Origin of the sequence: Nocardia sp. CA-135398, assembly GCF_050955845.1 — a bacterium.
GTDB lineage: Bacteria > Actinomycetota > Actinomycetes > Mycobacteriales > Mycobacteriaceae > Nocardia.
Genome location: NZ_CP192084.1, coordinates 1,686,817 through 1,703,216, shown reverse-complemented (window position 1 = coordinate 1,703,216; position 16,400 = coordinate 1,686,817). Strand labels below are relative to the sequence as shown.

The 16,400-nt window shown below is 65.9% G+C and carries 13 protein-coding genes; 3 read left to right on the top strand and 10 right to left on the bottom strand.

The window, feature by feature from the left end; translation table 11 throughout:
* Window positions 1-9: 9 nt before the first annotated feature.
* The 3 genes from ACQP1T_RS07660 to ACQP1T_RS07650 all read left to right on the top strand — a co-directional run bounded on the left by ACQP1T_RS07660 (window position 10) and on the right by ACQP1T_RS07650 (window position 4,869).
* Complete coding sequence (locus tag ACQP1T_RS07660; protein ID WP_433762053.1) at window positions 10-1,092, top strand: ATP-binding protein; 1,083 nt, start codon at window positions 10-12, stop codon at window positions 1,090-1,092.
* 54 nt (window positions 1,093-1,146) lie between these two features.
* A complete protein-coding gene (locus ACQP1T_RS07655; protein WP_433759249.1) occupies window positions 1,147-3,609 on the top strand; it encodes a DUF5682 family protein in 2,463 nt (820 codons plus the stop codon).
* A 99-nt stretch (window positions 3,610-3,708) separates the two neighbouring features.
* Window positions 3,709-4,869, top strand: a complete 1,161-nt coding sequence (locus ACQP1T_RS07650) for a VWA domain-containing protein (protein WP_433759248.1) — start codon at window positions 3,709-3,711, stop codon at window positions 4,867-4,869.
* Window position 4,870: 1 nt separating this feature from the next.
* Here the strand turns inward: ACQP1T_RS07650 and ACQP1T_RS07645 are convergent, their stop codons facing one another.
* The 10 genes from ACQP1T_RS07645 to ACQP1T_RS07600 all read right to left on the bottom strand — a co-directional run bounded on the left by ACQP1T_RS07645 (window position 4,871) and on the right by ACQP1T_RS07600 (window position 16,269).
* Entirely contained in the window at window positions 4,871-5,689 is an 819-nt protein-coding gene (locus tag ACQP1T_RS07645; protein ID WP_433759247.1) for a phosphatase PAP2 family protein, read from the bottom strand.
* 589 nt (window positions 5,690-6,278) lie between these two features.
* Window positions 6,279-8,810 carry an ABC transporter permease gene (locus tag ACQP1T_RS07640; protein ID WP_433759245.1) on the bottom strand — a complete coding sequence of 844 codons (2,532 nt, stop codon included), beginning with the start codon at window positions 8,808-8,810 and terminating at the stop codon, window positions 6,279-6,281.
* Window positions 8,810-9,586, bottom strand: coding sequence for an ABC transporter ATP-binding protein (locus tag ACQP1T_RS07635; protein ID WP_433759244.1), 777 nt, complete (start codon window positions 9,584-9,586; stop codon window positions 8,810-8,812). Before ACQP1T_RS07635 ends, ACQP1T_RS07640 begins: the two co-directional genes overlap by 1 nt.
* Window positions 9,587-9,676: 90 nt before the next feature.
* Window positions 9,677-10,495: an alpha/beta fold hydrolase gene (locus tag ACQP1T_RS07630; RefSeq protein WP_433759243.1), complete on the bottom strand. Its 819-nt coding sequence runs from the start codon at window positions 10,493-10,495 to the stop codon at window positions 9,677-9,679.
* Window positions 10,496-10,573: 78 nt separating this feature from the next.
* Window positions 10,574-11,152 (bottom strand): TetR/AcrR family transcriptional regulator, encoded by a 579-nt coding sequence (locus ACQP1T_RS07625; RefSeq protein ID WP_040694975.1) that lies wholly within the window; start codon window positions 11,150-11,152, stop codon window positions 10,574-10,576.
* A gap of 11 nt (window positions 11,153-11,163) precedes the next feature.
* Window positions 11,164-12,630: an FAD-dependent oxidoreductase gene (locus tag ACQP1T_RS07620; protein ID WP_433759242.1), complete on the bottom strand. Its 1,467-nt coding sequence runs from the start codon at window positions 12,628-12,630 to the stop codon at window positions 11,164-11,166.
* A gap of 12 nt (window positions 12,631-12,642) precedes the next feature.
* The gene (locus tag ACQP1T_RS07615; RefSeq protein WP_433762051.1) at window positions 12,643-13,110 is read right to left on the bottom strand and encodes a carboxymuconolactone decarboxylase family protein; all 468 of its coding nucleotides are present in this window, start codon (window positions 13,108-13,110) and stop codon (window positions 12,643-12,645) included.
* A gap of 19 nt (window positions 13,111-13,129) precedes the next feature.
* Window positions 13,130-14,002, bottom strand: coding sequence for an NAD(P)-dependent oxidoreductase (locus ACQP1T_RS07610; RefSeq protein ID WP_433759241.1), 873 nt, complete (start codon window positions 14,000-14,002; stop codon window positions 13,130-13,132).
* Window positions 13,999-14,751 carry an SDR family oxidoreductase gene (locus ACQP1T_RS07605; RefSeq protein ID WP_433759240.1) on the bottom strand — a complete coding sequence of 251 codons (753 nt, stop codon included), beginning with the start codon at window positions 14,749-14,751 and terminating at the stop codon, window positions 13,999-14,001. The genes ACQP1T_RS07610 and ACQP1T_RS07605 overlap by 4 nt, the downstream gene beginning before the upstream one ends.
* A gap of 21 nt (window positions 14,752-14,772) precedes the next feature.
* A complete protein-coding gene (locus ACQP1T_RS07600) occupies window positions 14,773-16,269 on the bottom strand; it encodes an aldehyde dehydrogenase (RefSeq protein ID WP_433762049.1) in 1,497 nt (498 codons plus the stop codon).
* Window positions 16,270-16,400 lie beyond the last annotated feature (131 nt).

Genomic DNA, 16,400 nt, shown 5'->3' with positions numbered 1-16,400 from the left:
ACCGATTCGATGCCGGAGCTGTTGCGTCCACATGCCGAACAGGCCTACGCCGAGGAGTTGCGGGTACTGGCCGCGATCGATGATCGGCCGCGGCCACCGTCGTGGCAGCTGTCGCCGTGGGCGGTGGTCACCTATCTACTCGGTGGCACGCTCGATGACGGCACTGTGATCAGCCCCAAGTACGTCGGGCCGCGACGGCTCATGGAGGTGGCGGTCGCGACGCTGGCGACCGATCGGGCGCTGCTGCTGCTCGGCGTGCCCGGTACCGCGAAAACCTGGGTATCGGAACATCTTTCGGCGGCGATCAGCGGTGCGTCGACGCTGCTTGTCCAGGGCACATCGGGCACGGCCGAAGAGGCGATCCGCTATGGCTGGAACTATGCGCGGTTGCTCGCGGAGGGGCCGAGCGAGGGTGCGCTGGTGCCGTCGCCGGTCATGACCGCGATGCGTCTCGGGGCGATCGCCCGGATCGAAGAACTCACCCGCATTCCATCCGATGTGCAGGATGCGCTGATCACCGTGCTTTCCGAGAAGACTCTGCCGGTGCCGGAACTCGGGATGGAGGTGCAGGCCGCCAAGGGCTTCAATGTCATCGCCACTGCCAATGATCGCGACCGTGGCGTCAACGATCTGTCCTCCGCGCTGCGTCGCCGCTTCAACACGGTTGTGCTGCCGCTGCCCGCCAGCGAGGACGAAGAGGTCGCCATTGTGACCCGGCGCGTCGAACAGCTCGGCTCGGCACTGGAACTTCCGACGGTTCCGGCAGCGGCCGAAGAGGTACGCCGGGTTGTGCGTGTCTTCCGTGAATTGCGCTCCGGAATGACTGCCGACGGCCGCACCAAACTCAAGACCCCGTCCGGCACGCTCTCCACCGCCGAGGCGATCTCGGTGATCACCAACGGGATCGCCTTGTCGGCGCACTTCGGCGATGGCACCTTGCGCGCGTCCGATATCGCGGGCGCGGTCCTCGGCTCGGTTGTCAAGGATCCGGTGGCCGACGCCGTCATCTGGACGGAATATCTGGAAGCCGTTGTGCGCGAACGCCCCGAATGGTCCGATTTCTACCGCGCCTGCCGGGAGGTCACCGGATGAGGGCACGCCGCCGCGTGATCCGACCACACCGCATGTCCGACCAGGGGTGACACGGTGAGCAAGACAAACACGGCCGACGACCAGCAGAGCACCGCCTCGGGTGCCCCGCTGACCCGCGTGTTCGGCATCCGTCATCACGGCCCGGGTTCGGCCCGATCCCTGCGCACCGCGCTGGAACAGTTTCGTCCCGACGCGATCCTGATCGAGGGCCCGGCCGATGCCGACCCGCTGGTCGGATACGTCGCGGCCGAGGGAATGTCGCCACCGGTCGCCCTGCTGGCCTATGTGCCGGACCAGCCGGCCAAGGCCGCATTCTGGCCGTTCGCGGTGTTCTCCCCGGAATGGCAGGCGCTGCGATATGCGGCCGAACACGCCGTGCCGGTACGGTTCTGCGATCTGCCCGCGACCACCGTCCTGGCCACCGAAGACGAGCCGGGCGACCGCATCGACCCGCTCGCCGAATTGGCCGCCGCCGCTGGCTATGACGATGCCGAACGCTGGTGGGACGCGGTAGTCGAATCCGTAGCCGACACCGAAGCTTTCGAAGCGATCACCGAGGCGATGGGCGCACTGCGGGAAGCCGCTGAACGGGGCATGTTCGCGATCGGACCTGCCACGGACCCAACCCCGCCCGGCCAACCGCCGGACGAGGTGCGCGGCACCCCGACGGCTGATCGCTCCGCCGCAGGTGGCGGCGAAACGCTCGAGCCCGACGACGGACCCCGCTCCATCGCAGGCGAAGGGTCGGCCAGCGACAACTCACCGACCGGCGACACTGTCGGCGAAGCGACGGGGCTGGAAGACGTTGAGCGGGAACGCATCGGAATCGACGCGCACACCTTGCGGCGTGAGGCTTATATGCGGCAGACGATGCGGAAGGTGTTGAAAGAGGGGGCGCGGCGAGTCGCCGTCGTGTGTGGGGCGTGGCATGCACCGGCGTTGGCGGGGAAGTTGGGGCCAGCGACGGCGGATGCCAAGTTGCTCAAGGGCCTGCCGAAGGTGAAGGCGACCCTGACTTGGGTGCCGTGGACGCATTCGCGGCTGGCGACGACCTCCGGATACGGCGCCGGAATCACCTCGCCGGGCTGGTACCACCATCTGTTCACCGAGACCGAGCAGCCGATCGCGCGCTGGCTGACCAAGGTGGCGGGGGTTTTGCGCGCGCACGATCTGCCGGTCTCCAGTGCGCACATCATCGAATCCGTCCGGCTCGCCGACACACTCGCGGCGCTGCGGGCTCGGCCACTGGCCGGACTGTCGGAGGTCACCGAGGCAGTGCGGTCGGTGATGTGCGCGGGCGATGAGACGCTGCTGCGGCTGGTCGCGTCCGAATTGGTGGTCGGCGAGGCGCTCGGCGCCGTGCCCGATGGCACGCCGACCGTCCCGCTGGATGCCGATCTGCGTGCCCGGATTCGTACCCTGCGGCTCAGGCAGGAAGCCCTGTCCCGCAATCTCGATCTCGACCTGCGCAAGGAGCGCGAAGTCGAGCGTTCCCGACTGCTGCACCGCCTGCGCGTGCTCGGAATCGACTGGGGCACACCGACAACCGGCGAAGTGCGCAGCACCGGCACCTTCCGCGAATCCTGGACCCTGCGGTGGCGACCCGAATTCGCGGTCTCGATCATCGAGGCTTCCCGCTGGGGCACCACCATCCGCACCGCGGCGGAAGCCAAGATCCTGGACACCGCGGGCCGTGCGGGCAGTACCGTGGGCGATCTCACCGACGCGCTCGAGGTCGCACTGCTCGCCGATCTCGGCGACGCCACCAACGGCCTGATCACCCGCCTGGAATCGGCAGCGGCACTCGACCACGACGTAACCCACCTGCTCGCCGCCCTCCCCGGCCTGACCCGCACGCTGCGCTACGGCGACGTCCGCGGCACCGATACCAAGGCACTCGCGCACGTCGCCGACGGTCTGCTCGTTCGGATCTGCGCGGGCCTACCCGGCGCGGTGACCGGCCTCGATACCGATGCCGCCGAACAACTCCGCAGCCAACTCGATGCCGCGCATACCGCCATCCACACCCGCGACAACGACTGGGCCACCGGCGAATGGCTGGCCGCCCTGCACCGCCTCGCCGACCGCGACGATGTGCACGGCGCCCTCGTCGGTCGCGCCGTCCGACTGCTCGCCGATGCCGGACGCATCGACGAATCCGATTCCGCGCGTAGGCTTTCGGCCGCGCTCTCGATCGGCAATACCGCCGCCGCCAAGGCCGCCTGGATCGACGGCTTCCTCGGTGGTCGCGGCCTACTGCTGGTCCACGACCGAGAGTTGTTGCGGCTCATCGACGATTGGCTGCGCAGTCTCGACGACGCTATGTTCGTCGAAATCCTGCCGCTGCTGCGCCGTACCTTCGGTGCCTTCGAATCCGGGGAGCGCCGGGCCATCGGCCAGGCGGTGCGCGACAGTGGCCCCGGCGCGCCGTCGACCGGCGAGGACACGACGTTCGATGTCGAACGCGGGCTCATCGCCATGCGCACGGTCGCGGACATTCTGGGAGTGCCGGTATGAGCCCGACGCGCTCCTTCAGCACCGCGCTCGGGCCCTCGATCAACCCCGAACCACGATCTGGCGGCACAGTGCCGCCACCGAACTCCCCGGAGTGACCGGATGAACGCGATCGATGAAACCCAGTCCAGGCGTTGGCGTCTGGTGCTCGGTACCGCCGCCGAACAATCCCTCGGCGGCTTGGGTTCCGCCGACGACGAGGCCATGGATCGAGCTTTGGGCGCGGTCTACAACACCGACGACCAGACCTCCGGCAAGCGCTCCGCCGGGCTCGGCGGCTCCGCACCGAAGGTGGCCCGCTGGCTCGGCGATATCCGCAGCTACTTCCCGTCCACAGTCGTCGAGGTCATGCAGCGCGATGCCGTCGATCGCCTCAATCTGACCCAGCTCCTGCTGGAACCCGAACTCCTCGAAGCCGTGGAACCCGATGTGCACCTGGTCGGCACCTTGCTGAGCCTCAATCGGGTCATGCCCGAAACCACCAAGGCGACAGCGCGAATGGTGGTCGAGAAGGTGGTCCGCGAAATCGAACAGCGCATTGCCGCGCACACCGTCGCCGCGGTCTCCGGCGCACTCAATCGCGCCGCCCGCGTCACCCGACCTCGGCTGCGCGATATCGACTGGGACCGCACCATCCGCAAGAACCTGGCCAACTACCTCCCCGAACATCGGACAGTGGTGCCCGAACGCCTGGTCGGCTACGGCCGCAAGGCGCAGGCGGTGCGCCGCGATGTCGTGCTCGCCATCGATCAATCCGGCTCGATGGCCTCCAGCGTGGTCTACGCCTCGGTCTTCGGCGCGGTGCTGGCCTCGATGCGCTCGCTGAAAACGTCTCTGGTCGTCTTCGATACCGAGGTCGTGGACCTGACCGAACAACTCACCGATCCGGTCGAGGTCCTTTTCGGCACCCAACTAGGCGGCGGCACGGATATCAACCGCGCCATCGCCTACTCGCAATCGCTCATCACTCGCCCGGCCGATACCCTGTTCGTCCTCATCTCCGACCTCTATGAGGGCGGCATCCGCGCAGAGATGCTGCGCCGTGTCCATGCCATGCGGGAATCCGGCGTGCAGGTGGTAGTGCTGCTCGCCCTCTCCGACGACGGTGCTCCCGCCTTCGACCACGACAATGCCGCAGCCCTGGCCGCCCTCGGCGTACCGGCCTTCGCCTGCACCCCCGACAAGTTCCCGGACCTGCTCGCCCGGGCCCTCGACCGCGGCGATGTCCAAGCCTGGGCCAACCGAAATGCCGGAACCGGTTGAGTCAGCGCGTCGGCACCAGCTGGGGTCCCATAGCGCCCCACGCGGTAGCCGAGGCGGGCACCACCAGCGGATGCAATAGCGCCGCCAACCCGAGCAGGACCACCGCGACGATCGCGTCGAGCCAGTAGTGATTGCCGGTCCCGACCACGACGACCGTGGTGAGCACCGGATGCGCCAGCGCCAGCCAGCGCCAGGAACTCTGGGTCGCCGCGACCACTGCGAAGGCCAGTAGCAAGGCCCACCCCACGTGCAGCGAGGGCATGGCCGCGAACTGGTTCGAGAGTCCGCCGGATTCCGGTGAGCCATAGACGGATTGGCCGTGTACAGCGGCGAGGTCGACGAATCCGTACTCGGGCAGCATGCGCGGCGGCGCGAGGGGTGTCAGCACATGCACCACCAGCGCGGCTCCGGTCAATGCCACCATCAGATTGCGGGTCCAGCGGTAGTGCTCCGGCCGGAAGACCCACAGCCACAGCAGCACCCCGACCGCGACCGTGAAATGCGCTGTGGCGTAATAGAAATTGGCCGGTACCGCGAGGAAATCCCGATGCAGGAATACCGCTTGCACCGTGGTCTCCTCCGGCAGCCCGAGCTTATCCTCGAGTCCGAGCATGGCCCTGGCGTTGCCGAGCGCGTGCACGGTGTCGTCGGCGGTGAACATCCGTCCGACCCGATAGGCCAGATAGAGCACGGTGATCAAGGCGAGCTGCCGAACCGCCTCGCCGCCGCGGCCGTGCACCGCCGCCCTCATCTTCTCGGCGATGCCGCCGAACGCGGGCGAAAAATCCACGTTCGGACCACCGAGACCCACTGCCACCATTGCCAGCGGCCTCCTTAACCATCCAACCCCACATGTTAAACGGAGTAATAACCTCCGTTTACCGTAGCATCAGTCGTTAGCAAGACTCAGCACACTGTGACCGGAGAGACATCGCCGAGAGGGCTCGACAATCCGGCCGGGGCAAATGCCCGCGACACCGACGACGAACAGCCGTAGATCACCATCCGTACATGGACGGCCGCGATTCACAGCGGATCCTGTCGCCGCAGCCGGAACCGACGAGCCATCGCAGCAGGCACCTCGATCTCCGCCCTACAGCGAGCGGCCGAGCGGCGACAACGGCCCGCTCGGCTTCCGAACCACCCATCAATGACTCGAAGGGCCGCGCGGCCGTCGTCGGCGCAGACTCGACCGCCGCAGCGCCATCGCGAATTCGGCTGTGACGCAGCGGCACTCACCCACGGCGATCCGAGCGGCTGCCCGCAGGCACCATAACCACCTCGTCGCGGACCTGTCCCCTAGCCGAGGATCTCGGTGCCGCAAGCGATCTCGCCCTTTCGTCGCCGAGAAAGTCGGTGGCACAGCGGCACCTACGGCGGTGGCATCCCCGCTGATTTCCGAGGTAGACCTATAGATCGGCGATGGCCGCCAGTGGTGGCGTGCGGGCGGCCCGGATACCCGGCCACAGCGCCGCGAGCACACCGACAACGGCCGAGCTGATCAGCACCAGCACCAGTTGGTTCCACGGGATGGCGATCTCATCGATGCCCAGGTCACGTAGGGTCCGCAGGAAGCCGACACCGAGACCGAGGCCGAGCAGCATTCCGACGATGGCGCCGAATACCGCTATCAGCATGGATTCCAGATAGATGGTCCGGCGCACCTGCGCGCGTTGCATGCCGACCGCACGCAGCATGCCGATCTCGCGACGACGCTCCACCACCGACAGCGCCAAGGTATTGACAATGCCGAGAATGGCGATCACCACCGCCAACGCGAGCAGTCCGTACAGGATGGCGAGCAACGTATTGATCTGCTTGCCCTGCGCGCCCTTGAACTCCTCCCGGTCCTGCACCTGGACCACGACGAATTGCTCGGTCGCATGCTCCAAATCGGTGCGCATCTGGTTCAGATCGGCCCCGGGCTTCGCCTTGACGAACATGAACAGATTGGTCCGGAAGTTGACCGGCATCACCTCGTCGTACATGACCGGCGACACCACCAACGGGCCGAGCAACGGGGTCTTCTTGTAGATGCCGACCACCCTTACCGGAATCTTCTTGAACCCCAGGCTCGTCACGGTGACCTGGTCGCCGACCTTCCAGCCACGCTTATCGGCCTCGTCCTTCGACACCATGACATCGTGGTCACCCAGCGTGTTGGTGCCCTTGATCATGTCGTAGTTCAGGACACTGTCGGGCGAGCCGTCGAATTCGGTGCCGCCCACCTGCTCATCGCCGATCTTGAACGCGACACCGCGCAAGCCGACCACATCAGCCGCCCCGGGCACCGACTTGCGCACGGCATCACCCGCGCCGAGCGGCACACCGATCATCTGCGGTCCGGCCAGCACATAGTCGGCCTGCACACCTTTATCGACGAGCACGCTCACGCTGGCCTTCGCCGATGCGCCGAGCATGCCGATCGCGGTCACCAACATCAGACCGAGGGTGAGCGCGAAAGCCGTTGCGGCAGTGCGCCGTGGGTTGCGCGCGGCATTATTGCGCGACATCCGGCCGATAGATCCGAACGGCCGAAGCAGCACCCCGAGACCGCCCACCACCGGCCGCGACAATGCGGGCGCGGCCAGCAGTACCGCGAAGATCAGGCCGAGCGCGCCGATCCCGACCGTCAATGCGGCATGGCCGCCGGTCTTCTGTGCACCGAGTACCACGAGAACCACGCCCGCGACGGCAAGCGCGATGCCGATTCCGGTGCGCAGTCGCAGCGATTCTCCGGTCGAGGCGAACTCCTCGCGCATGGCCTCAACCGGCGGAATCTTGGCGGCGCGGCGGGCGGGCGCATAGGCGCTGACCACCGTCACCAGCAGCCCGACGAGCATTCCGACGATCACCGTCCGCGGCAACACCGTCAGCGATCCGGTCGGCAGGCCGAGGTCGAATGCGTTGAGCAGCGCCGAAAGCCCGAAGGCCAGACCGATGCCGCCCGCCAAACCGATTGCGCTGCCGATCAATCCGATGACAAGTGCCTCCGCCACCACCGATCGACCCACCTGTTGTCGACTCGCGCCGACCGCGCGCAACAGCGCCAACTCACGCAGCCGCTGGGCCACGATCATCGAGAAGGTGTTGTAGATGATGAAGGTGCCGACGATCAGTGCGATCGCACCGAAGGCGAGCAGGAAGTAATTGATGAAGTTGAGCGCGTTGGAGACTTCCTTCTTCAGATCGGCGCGCACCTCATCGCCGTTCTGCACCTTGTAATCCACCAGCACGTTCGCGATCCTGTCGCGCAGTTCGTCGCCGGGGGTACCGGCGGCGGCCGCGATATCAACATAGGCGACATGCGAGCCGTCGGTGAACAGCTGGCGCGCCTGCACGTCGTCGAACAGCACACCGATGAATCCGCCGGTGTCCGAGGGGACTTGGTAGATTCCGGTGAGGGTGACGTCGATCGGGTTGCCGTGTGAGGGAATCAGCACCTTAGTCTTGTCACCGACATGTAGACCCGCGCGTTCGGCGCCACCGGTATTGAGCGCGATCTCGCCTTCGTGCGCGGGTGGGGCGCCCTGGACGAACTTATCGGGTTCGGCGACCGCCTTGTCCGGCGGAATATAGGACTGACCGAAAGTCGGTGCGCCACCGGTCTGTACGGCCTTCTTGCCATCCGGATACAGCAGCACCAGCGGTCCGTTGACGCTCGGTGCGACCGCCCGCACGCCGTCCATCTTCGAGATCTGATCGACCACACTGAGCGGAATGCCCTGTGCCTGTTGCTTTTGCGGACTCACCCGCACATCGACGCCCTTGGCCTGATTGGCGAAAATGCCATCGAAGGTGCGCTGCAGTGTATCGGTGAAGACGAACGAGCCTGCGATGAAGGCGGTTCCGAGCACCACCGATAGCAGGGTCAATGCCAATCGCACCTTGTGCGCGGCGAGATTGCGCAAGACCACCTTGCGCATGGGTTTGCCGCTCATTACACCTGCTCCAGCGACTTCATCTTGTCCAGCACCGATTCGGCGGTCGGATCACGCAACTCGTCGACAATGCGACCGTCGGCGAGGAACACCACCCGGTCGGCATATCCGGCCGCGTGCGGCTCATGGGTGACGATGACGACCGTCTGCCCGAATTCGTCCACCGCCGCGCGCAAGATGGAGAGGACTTCCTCCGAGGCGCGCGAGTCGAGATTGCCGGTCGGCTCGTCACCGAAGATGATCTCCGGCTTACCGGCCAGCGCACGCGCACATGCCACCCGCTGCTGCTGTCCGCCGGACAGTTCGCTCGGCCGGTGCGTGAGTCGATCGGTGAGCCCGAGCCGCTTGATGACCGTGTCCAGCCAGTCCTGATCGGGTTTGCGGCCAGCGATATCCAGCGGCAGGGTGATGTTCTCCTGGGCGGTCAGTGTCGGCACCAGGTTGAACGCCTGGAAGACGAACCCGATGCGATCGCGCCGCAGCCGAGTCATCTGCTTATCGGAGAGCCCGGCTAGATCGGTCTCGCCGATCCGCACCGTTCCGGTGCTGGCACTGTCCAGCCCGGCCAGACAGTGCATCAGGGTCGATTTGCCCGATCCGGAGGGTCCCATGATCGCGGTGAACTCCCCCTTCACGAACTCTGCCGATATCCCATCCAGTGCCCTGACCTGTGTATCTCCGTGTCCATAGACCTTCACCAGGTCGATGGCGCGGGCCGCCACGGTAGTGGCGGCGGCCGAATTCTCGAGGTCGGCACCTAGGGCGTGCGAAGTCATGCAACCCAGTCTGTCCGGTATCGCGTGCCCGCGCCATCAGGGACCTCCCCCAACTCTCGAGGTCTCAATGAACCCTTAGAACTACCGGCCTCATGCCTTGATGAAATCGAGGATGTCGGCATTGAGTTGCGCGGCGTGCGAGATCATGATGCCGTGTCCGGTGGCCGGGTATTCCTTGTAGGTATTGCTCGGAATCAGGTCCTTGATCACCCGACCGCAGAGGTCGATGGGAGCCGAGGCGTCGGCGTCACCGTGGATGACCAGCGTGGGCACGGTGAGTGCGCGCAGCTCGTCGCGGAAGTCGGCGTTGTAGATCGTATTCATGATCTCGTCCGCCGCGAGAAGTGAACAGTCCATGCACTTCTGGACCATCCACGCGATCCGCGCCGAGGACACCTGGTTGCCCAGATGCGTGGCGAAGAATGCCTGGGCGTTCTGCTCCATCCACAGCGGCCGGTCCGCGGCGCGAGCCGCACCCACCGCGTCGAAGACGGCCTTCGGCACGCCGTTCGGATTGTCCTCGGCCTGCGCGAAATACGGCAAAGTCACCGAGACCAGCGCGACCCGGCTGATCCGATCGCTGCCGTACCGGGTCAGGTACCGGACGATCTCACCGCCCGCCATCGAATGCGCGACGACCGTGACTTCCCGCAGATCGAGATGGTCCAGGAATGCCGCCAGATCCGCGGCCAGCGTGTCGTAGTCGTATCCGTGCCCCACCCAGTCCGACTTGCCGTGCCCACGCCGGTCGTAGGACAGACAGCGCAGCCCTTGCTTGGCCAGCGGCAGCATCTGCAATTCCCACGAAGTGCTGCTCAGCCAGCCACCGGCCAGGAAAAGCACGGGCTGTCCGGAACCCCAGTCCTGGTAGTGCAGCGTGGTGCCGTCGTGCGATTCGAAGTAGGGCATCGGTTTCTCCAATCATCAGGTGCCCCACCATCATTGCGGGCTCCGATAATGAAGTCGATTACCTCACAGGTAAGTGCGCTACTTCAGGATCAGCAATGCGGATTTCTCGATGCGGTCGGCGATTTCGGAGTAGGAGGCGTAGCCCATACCCGCGCGGACCAGTGCGCCCGCGTAGACGAGTTCCAGGGATTCGACTACGTCCTGGTCGGCGTCGGGACCGAGGGCGCGCACCAGTCGTTTGCGGATCTCCATCCCGATCCGCGCGCGCAGATGCGCCACATCGGGATCGCGACCGAGCAACGCGCTGGTCACCGCGCCGGAGAGTTCCTGTTCGTCGGCGACCAGCATGGCGATATTGCGCAGTTCGGCGACGACCCGGACCGTGGGGTCCGGATCATCGCTGACCGGAGCCGAACTGGCGAACAGGCGACGCCAGAAGATCTCGGCGACGAGGTGTTCCTTGGAGGAGAAGTAGGTATACGCCGTGGCGGTGCCGACCCCGGCCGCCGCGGCGACCATGCGGATGGTCATCCCCGCGAAGCCTTCGCGCGCAAGCACTTCCACCGCCGCCTTGGTCAGCTTGTCGACGGTGTCGGCCTGTTTCTCGGTGAGGCGACGCCGGGTCGCCTCCAGGATGATGGACTCACCTTCGGACATGTGTCTAGATCCTACTTTGCTGCGGCGCGACCGGCGCGTCGGCCATAGAAGCTGCCGTCACCGAGGGACGCACCGCTGACATAGCCACCGGCACAGAGCCCGGAGGTGCAGCGGCCCGCGGCGAACAGGCCGGGAATCGGTTCACCGGAAACGTGCAGTACCCGCGAATCCAGATCGGTGCGCAACCCGCCGAGCGTGAAACCCGCGGTGAATCCCCGCATGTCGAAGGCCGCGAGCGGCGTTGCGATCGGCTTGACCCACTCCGGCTTCTTCCCGAGCAACGGATCCTTGCCATCGGCCGCGTGCAGGTTGTAGCAGTCGATGGTGCCCTGCAACGCGCGCTCCGGCAGACCCATATCGGACTCCAACTCGGCGACCGTCTCGGCCGCCCAGGTCGGCGGCTGCCGGAAGAACGGCGTGGATGTCACCGTGGCCAGCGCCTCCTCGAGCGACTCCTCGTCGATCACCAGAAATGCCTGATTGTCCTGTTGGATCAGCGTCGCCTGCCCGATCCGCCCCGGATAGGTGTCCTCCGGGATATAGCGCTGGCCACGCCCGTTGACCAGGATGCCGCGCGCCAACAGCTGCGGATCGCCGAAGAACGCCACCTCGGTGGCATCCATGTGCGCCAGCTCCGCCCCCAGCGCCTGCGCGACCAGGATGCCGATGCCGTCGTGCTCCTCGATCGCGGCGGCGGGCCGCCCGATCAGCCGCGGCGCATAGCCCTCGATCATCTGCTGGTGATAGGCGAAACTGCCGGTGGCGAGCACGACTCCGCGCTCGGCGCGGATCGCGACCTCCTTGCCGAAGCGTGTCGCGATGACACCGACCACCCGATCGGTCTCATCGATCACCAGTCGCCGGATCCGGATGTCGTATTCGACACCGACGCCGAGACTTTCGGCGGTATCGGCGAGCGGCTTCATCAGCATGTAGCCGCCGCTCTTGGCGCCGATCTTCTTATCCGCCATCTGCGGAACATGGCCGCGCGGAGCGGGTTTCGCGATCGCGTTGAACGGCGCGGCATTCTCGCCACCGGAATACATCAGACCTTCGTCGTGCGGCGGCTCCCAACCGGGCTCACCCCAGAACTGCTCCTTGAACGGCACACCGCAGGAGACCAGCCAGTTGTAGTGTTCGACGCTGTTCTGGCAGTAGTCCGCGATCTTGGCCCTGTCCTGTCCCGGCCCCAGCGCGGCCTGCAGGAATGTCTCCATATTCTCCGGTGTGTCCTCGAAGCCGAGCGCCTGCTGCAAGGGCGTGCCACCACCGAGGTAGATGAAGCCGCCGGCCATGGCCGCCGCACCACCCCACCCACCGGTGCGTTCCAGGATCAGCACGTCCGCGCCGGCACGGGCGGCCTCGATGGCGGCGCAGACACCCGCGATGCCGTATCCGGCGACGACGACGTCTGCCTCGAAATCCCACGCGGCGACCGCGTCGGCACGCAGCGGCCGAATCTTTGCGGCATCAGACATGTTTCGCGTTCCTCACTTGCTCGCGTCCTCGGACGATACAGTCGATTCGGACTCTCCCACCTGTTCGGACTGCTTGCGCGCAGCCTTTTTCTGTTGGGCGACAATAGTTCCCACCAGCAGGTCGAGTTTGGTGCCGTTCGGCCAGCCGACGTAATAGCAGAGGAACAGCGCGATCTCGTGCAGCTGCGCCTCGGTCAGCTCCTCGTTGCGCAGGGCCGCGCCGATCTGGATACCCGCGGTATCCATCGCCCCCTGAGCGGTGAGTGCGCCGAGCAGGATCAGTCGGCGGTCCCGGATGGTGAGTCCGGGGCGCGACCAGATTTCGGCGAAGAGATGATCGGCCGTCACCGCGAAATGGTCGCTGGGGTAGTTCTGGAATTCGGTGCCGTAGACCTCGGCCATCTTGGCCAGCCCGCGCTGACGCACGGAATCAGCAGATCCGTTCGCAGTCTCACTCGTCACCCGACCGCCACTCCCCATCGAATCGCTACCCGATGCTTCACTCATTGGATTCCCTTTTCTTCGGCACACCGAGACCGGGCCCGAGGCGGTCGAGAGCCAGTTCCGCCAGCGGCAGTTCGACGCCGAGTCGCGCGCCGAGATCCAGGGCCAAGCTCAGATCCTTTTCGCCGAGATCGCGCACATGGCTCAGGATCGGCAGCCAGAAATCATTCGGTTCGATAGGCGCGGTGCGGTCGCGCAACATGATCGCGCCGGGACCGCCGGTCACCGCGTCCGAGTGCCGGACGACGTTGCCCAGCACGGTGATATCCAGATCCGCGGCCTCGGCGAGCCGCTGCGCCTCGGTGGCCGCGGTGAATGCGATGAAGTGCAAGAGGTTGCGCGCCAACTTCATTCGGGTGCCCGCGCCGACCGGGCCGGCGTGCACGACCAGATCGGCGAAGCAGCCGAAAGGCTCGCGCACCCGCTCGAATGCCGTATCGCTGCCGCCGACCATCACCGCCAGCTTGCCGCGGGTGGCCCCGGCCGCACCACCGCTGATCGGCGCGTCCACCAATTCGACGCCGTGCTCGGCACATTCGGCCGCCAAATCCTCGGCGGTGCGGTCGCTGATGGTGGAATGTACGGCGACAACGGTGCCCGGGGCGGCCGTCCGCAACACCCCGTCCGGTCCGGTGACCACGGCCCGCACCTGCGCGTCGTCCAGTACGGTCACCGAAATGACGGCCGCCTTCTCGGCGATCTCGGCGGCCGAACCGGCCGATGCCGCACCGGCTTCGGTGAGCGGCGCGACCGCATCTGGGCGCATATCGCAGACGGTGAGTCCGCCGGGCCAGGACAGCAGACTTTTGGCCATCGGTGCGCCCATATTTCCCAAACCGATGAAGCCGACCGGCAATTCGCTACTCATGACCGGAACACTTGTCCGCCGTCGACATTGAAGATCTGCCCGGTGACCCAGCTCGCCTCGTCCGAGAGCAGATACAGGCAGGCGCCGACCAGATCATCCGGTGTTCCCATTCGCTTGAGCGGCAACCGTTTCACCATATCGTCGACGATGACACTCGGTGTCACGGTTTTGGTGGCTTCGGTATCGATGGGTCCGGGCGCGATGGCATTGATGCGGATATTGGAGCCGCCGAGTTCGAAGGCGAGCTGCTGGGTCAAGCCGTTGATGCCGACCTTGGCCAGGCCGTAGAAGCTGGAGTAGGTCCATGCGGCGGTGGAGGATTGGTTGACGATCGATCCGCCGCCCGTCTTGACCATGTGCTGCCACACCGCGCGGGTCATATTCAGCGCGCCGTCCATATTCACGCTCATGAACTTCTTGTAGTAGTCCCATGGCACGCTGAGCAGCAGGTTGAGTTTCATATCGCCGTAGATGGCGGCATTGTTGACCAGATGGTCGATCGCACCGAACTCGCGGACGGTCAGTTCGGCCAGCGCGGTGGCCGATTCCGGATCGGCCACATCGACCTCGCCGAAGATGGCGCTGCCGCCGTCGGCGGTGATCTCGGCCGCGACAGCTTTACCGCGTTCGGTATTCAAGTCGGCGACAACGACATTGGCGCCCTCGTTGGCCAGTGCCTTGGCGTATGTCGCGCCGATGCCTTGGGCGGCGCCGGTGACGATGGCGGTCTTTCCCGGGAATCGAGTCATGAAGTCAGCTCCTGTTGTGGTCTATCCGGCGGTCGCGACGAGCTTGGTTTCCAGGTATTCCTCGAATCCGGCGAGGCCCATTTCCCGGCCTATGCCGGATTGCTTATAGCCGCCGAACGGTGCGTCGGCCGAGTACCAGATGCCGCCGTTGACGCCGATCGTGCCGGTGCGAACGCCATTGGTGACGTGCCGAATTCGGTCCGGGTCGGTGCCCCATACCGAGCCGGACAGTCCGTACGGTGAATCGTTGGCGATCCGGATCGCATCGTCGTCGCCATCGTGCGGAATCACCACGAGTACGGGTCCGAAGATTTCCTCGCGGGCGACCGTCGCGGTATTCGGCACGTCCGCGATCAATGTCGGTTCGATGAAATACCCGCGCTCACGGCCCGCCGGTCTGCCGCCGCCGACCACGATCCGGCCGCCCTCGGCGCGCGCGATCTCCAGGTACCGCTCCACCCTGGCACGCTGCCGCTCGGAAATCAGCGGTCCGCAGACGGTGCGCGCATCGGCCGGATCACCGGGCACAATGCCCGACAGGGTGGCCGCTGCGGCCTGGATCGCTTCGTCATACGCGGCACGCGGTACCAACAGTCGGGTGGTGAGGGCACACCCCTGTCCGGCGTGCACGGCAACCGAAAACGCCGCCACCGAACAGGCTCCCGCGATATTCGCGTCGTCGAGCACGATGAATGCCGATTTGCCGCCGAGTTCGAGAAAGGTCTTCTTCAAAGTCGTTGCCGCGCCGGTCATTACCGATCTGCCGGTCTGCGTCGAGCCGGTGAAGCTGATCATGTCGACCCGCGGATCGGTGGTGAGTTGCGCGCCGAGACCGTGGTCGGTGGAGGTCACGATATTGACGACGCCGGGCGGAATATCGGTCTGCTCGGCAATGATCGCGCCGACCGCCGCCGCGCACCACGGGGTATCGGGTGCGGGCTTGAGCACCACGGTATTTCCGGCCGCGAGCGCGGGACCCAGTTTGGCGAAATTGATCTGATGCGGGAAGTTCCACGGCGTAATGGCGCCCACCACGCCGACCGCCTCGCGGCGCAGCACCCGGTGGCTCTTGATGCCCATCGGCGTCGCGGTGCCGAGATCGGTCTCCCAGCTGTAGGTTTCGGCCAGCGATGCGGAGTAGGAAAGATCGGCGACCGGGCCTTCCAATTGCGGCCCCCTGGTCAGCATGGTCGGCGCGCCCGCCTCGGCGATGGTGATCTCGCGCAGCTCATCGACATTGGCCTGCAATGCGGTGCGCAACTGTTCGAGGCAGCGGGCGCGGAAGGCGTGATCGCGCGACCAGTCGGTGTCGTCGAAGGCGGTGCGCGCGGCCGCGATGGCCGCGTCCATATCCGCGCCGTTCGCATTCGCGGCCTGACCGATGACCGCTTCGGTCGCCGGGTTCACCGTCGCGAAGACGCCGTCCCCGCCGGTGACCAGTTTGCCGCCGATCAGCAGGCGCGAACCTTCGGCGGGCAGGAGACTGCGCCCGACCGTCGCCCGACCGCCATCCCTCATCGAATCGTTGCGCGATGCCGCATCCATAAAAGCTCCGATACTGTCTGGACAGGTGTACGGAATATAGTCTCGGTAGCCTTCCAGGCGCAAGAACCCGTTTCAGAACTGCGCTCGCAAACCAGTCCGACGGC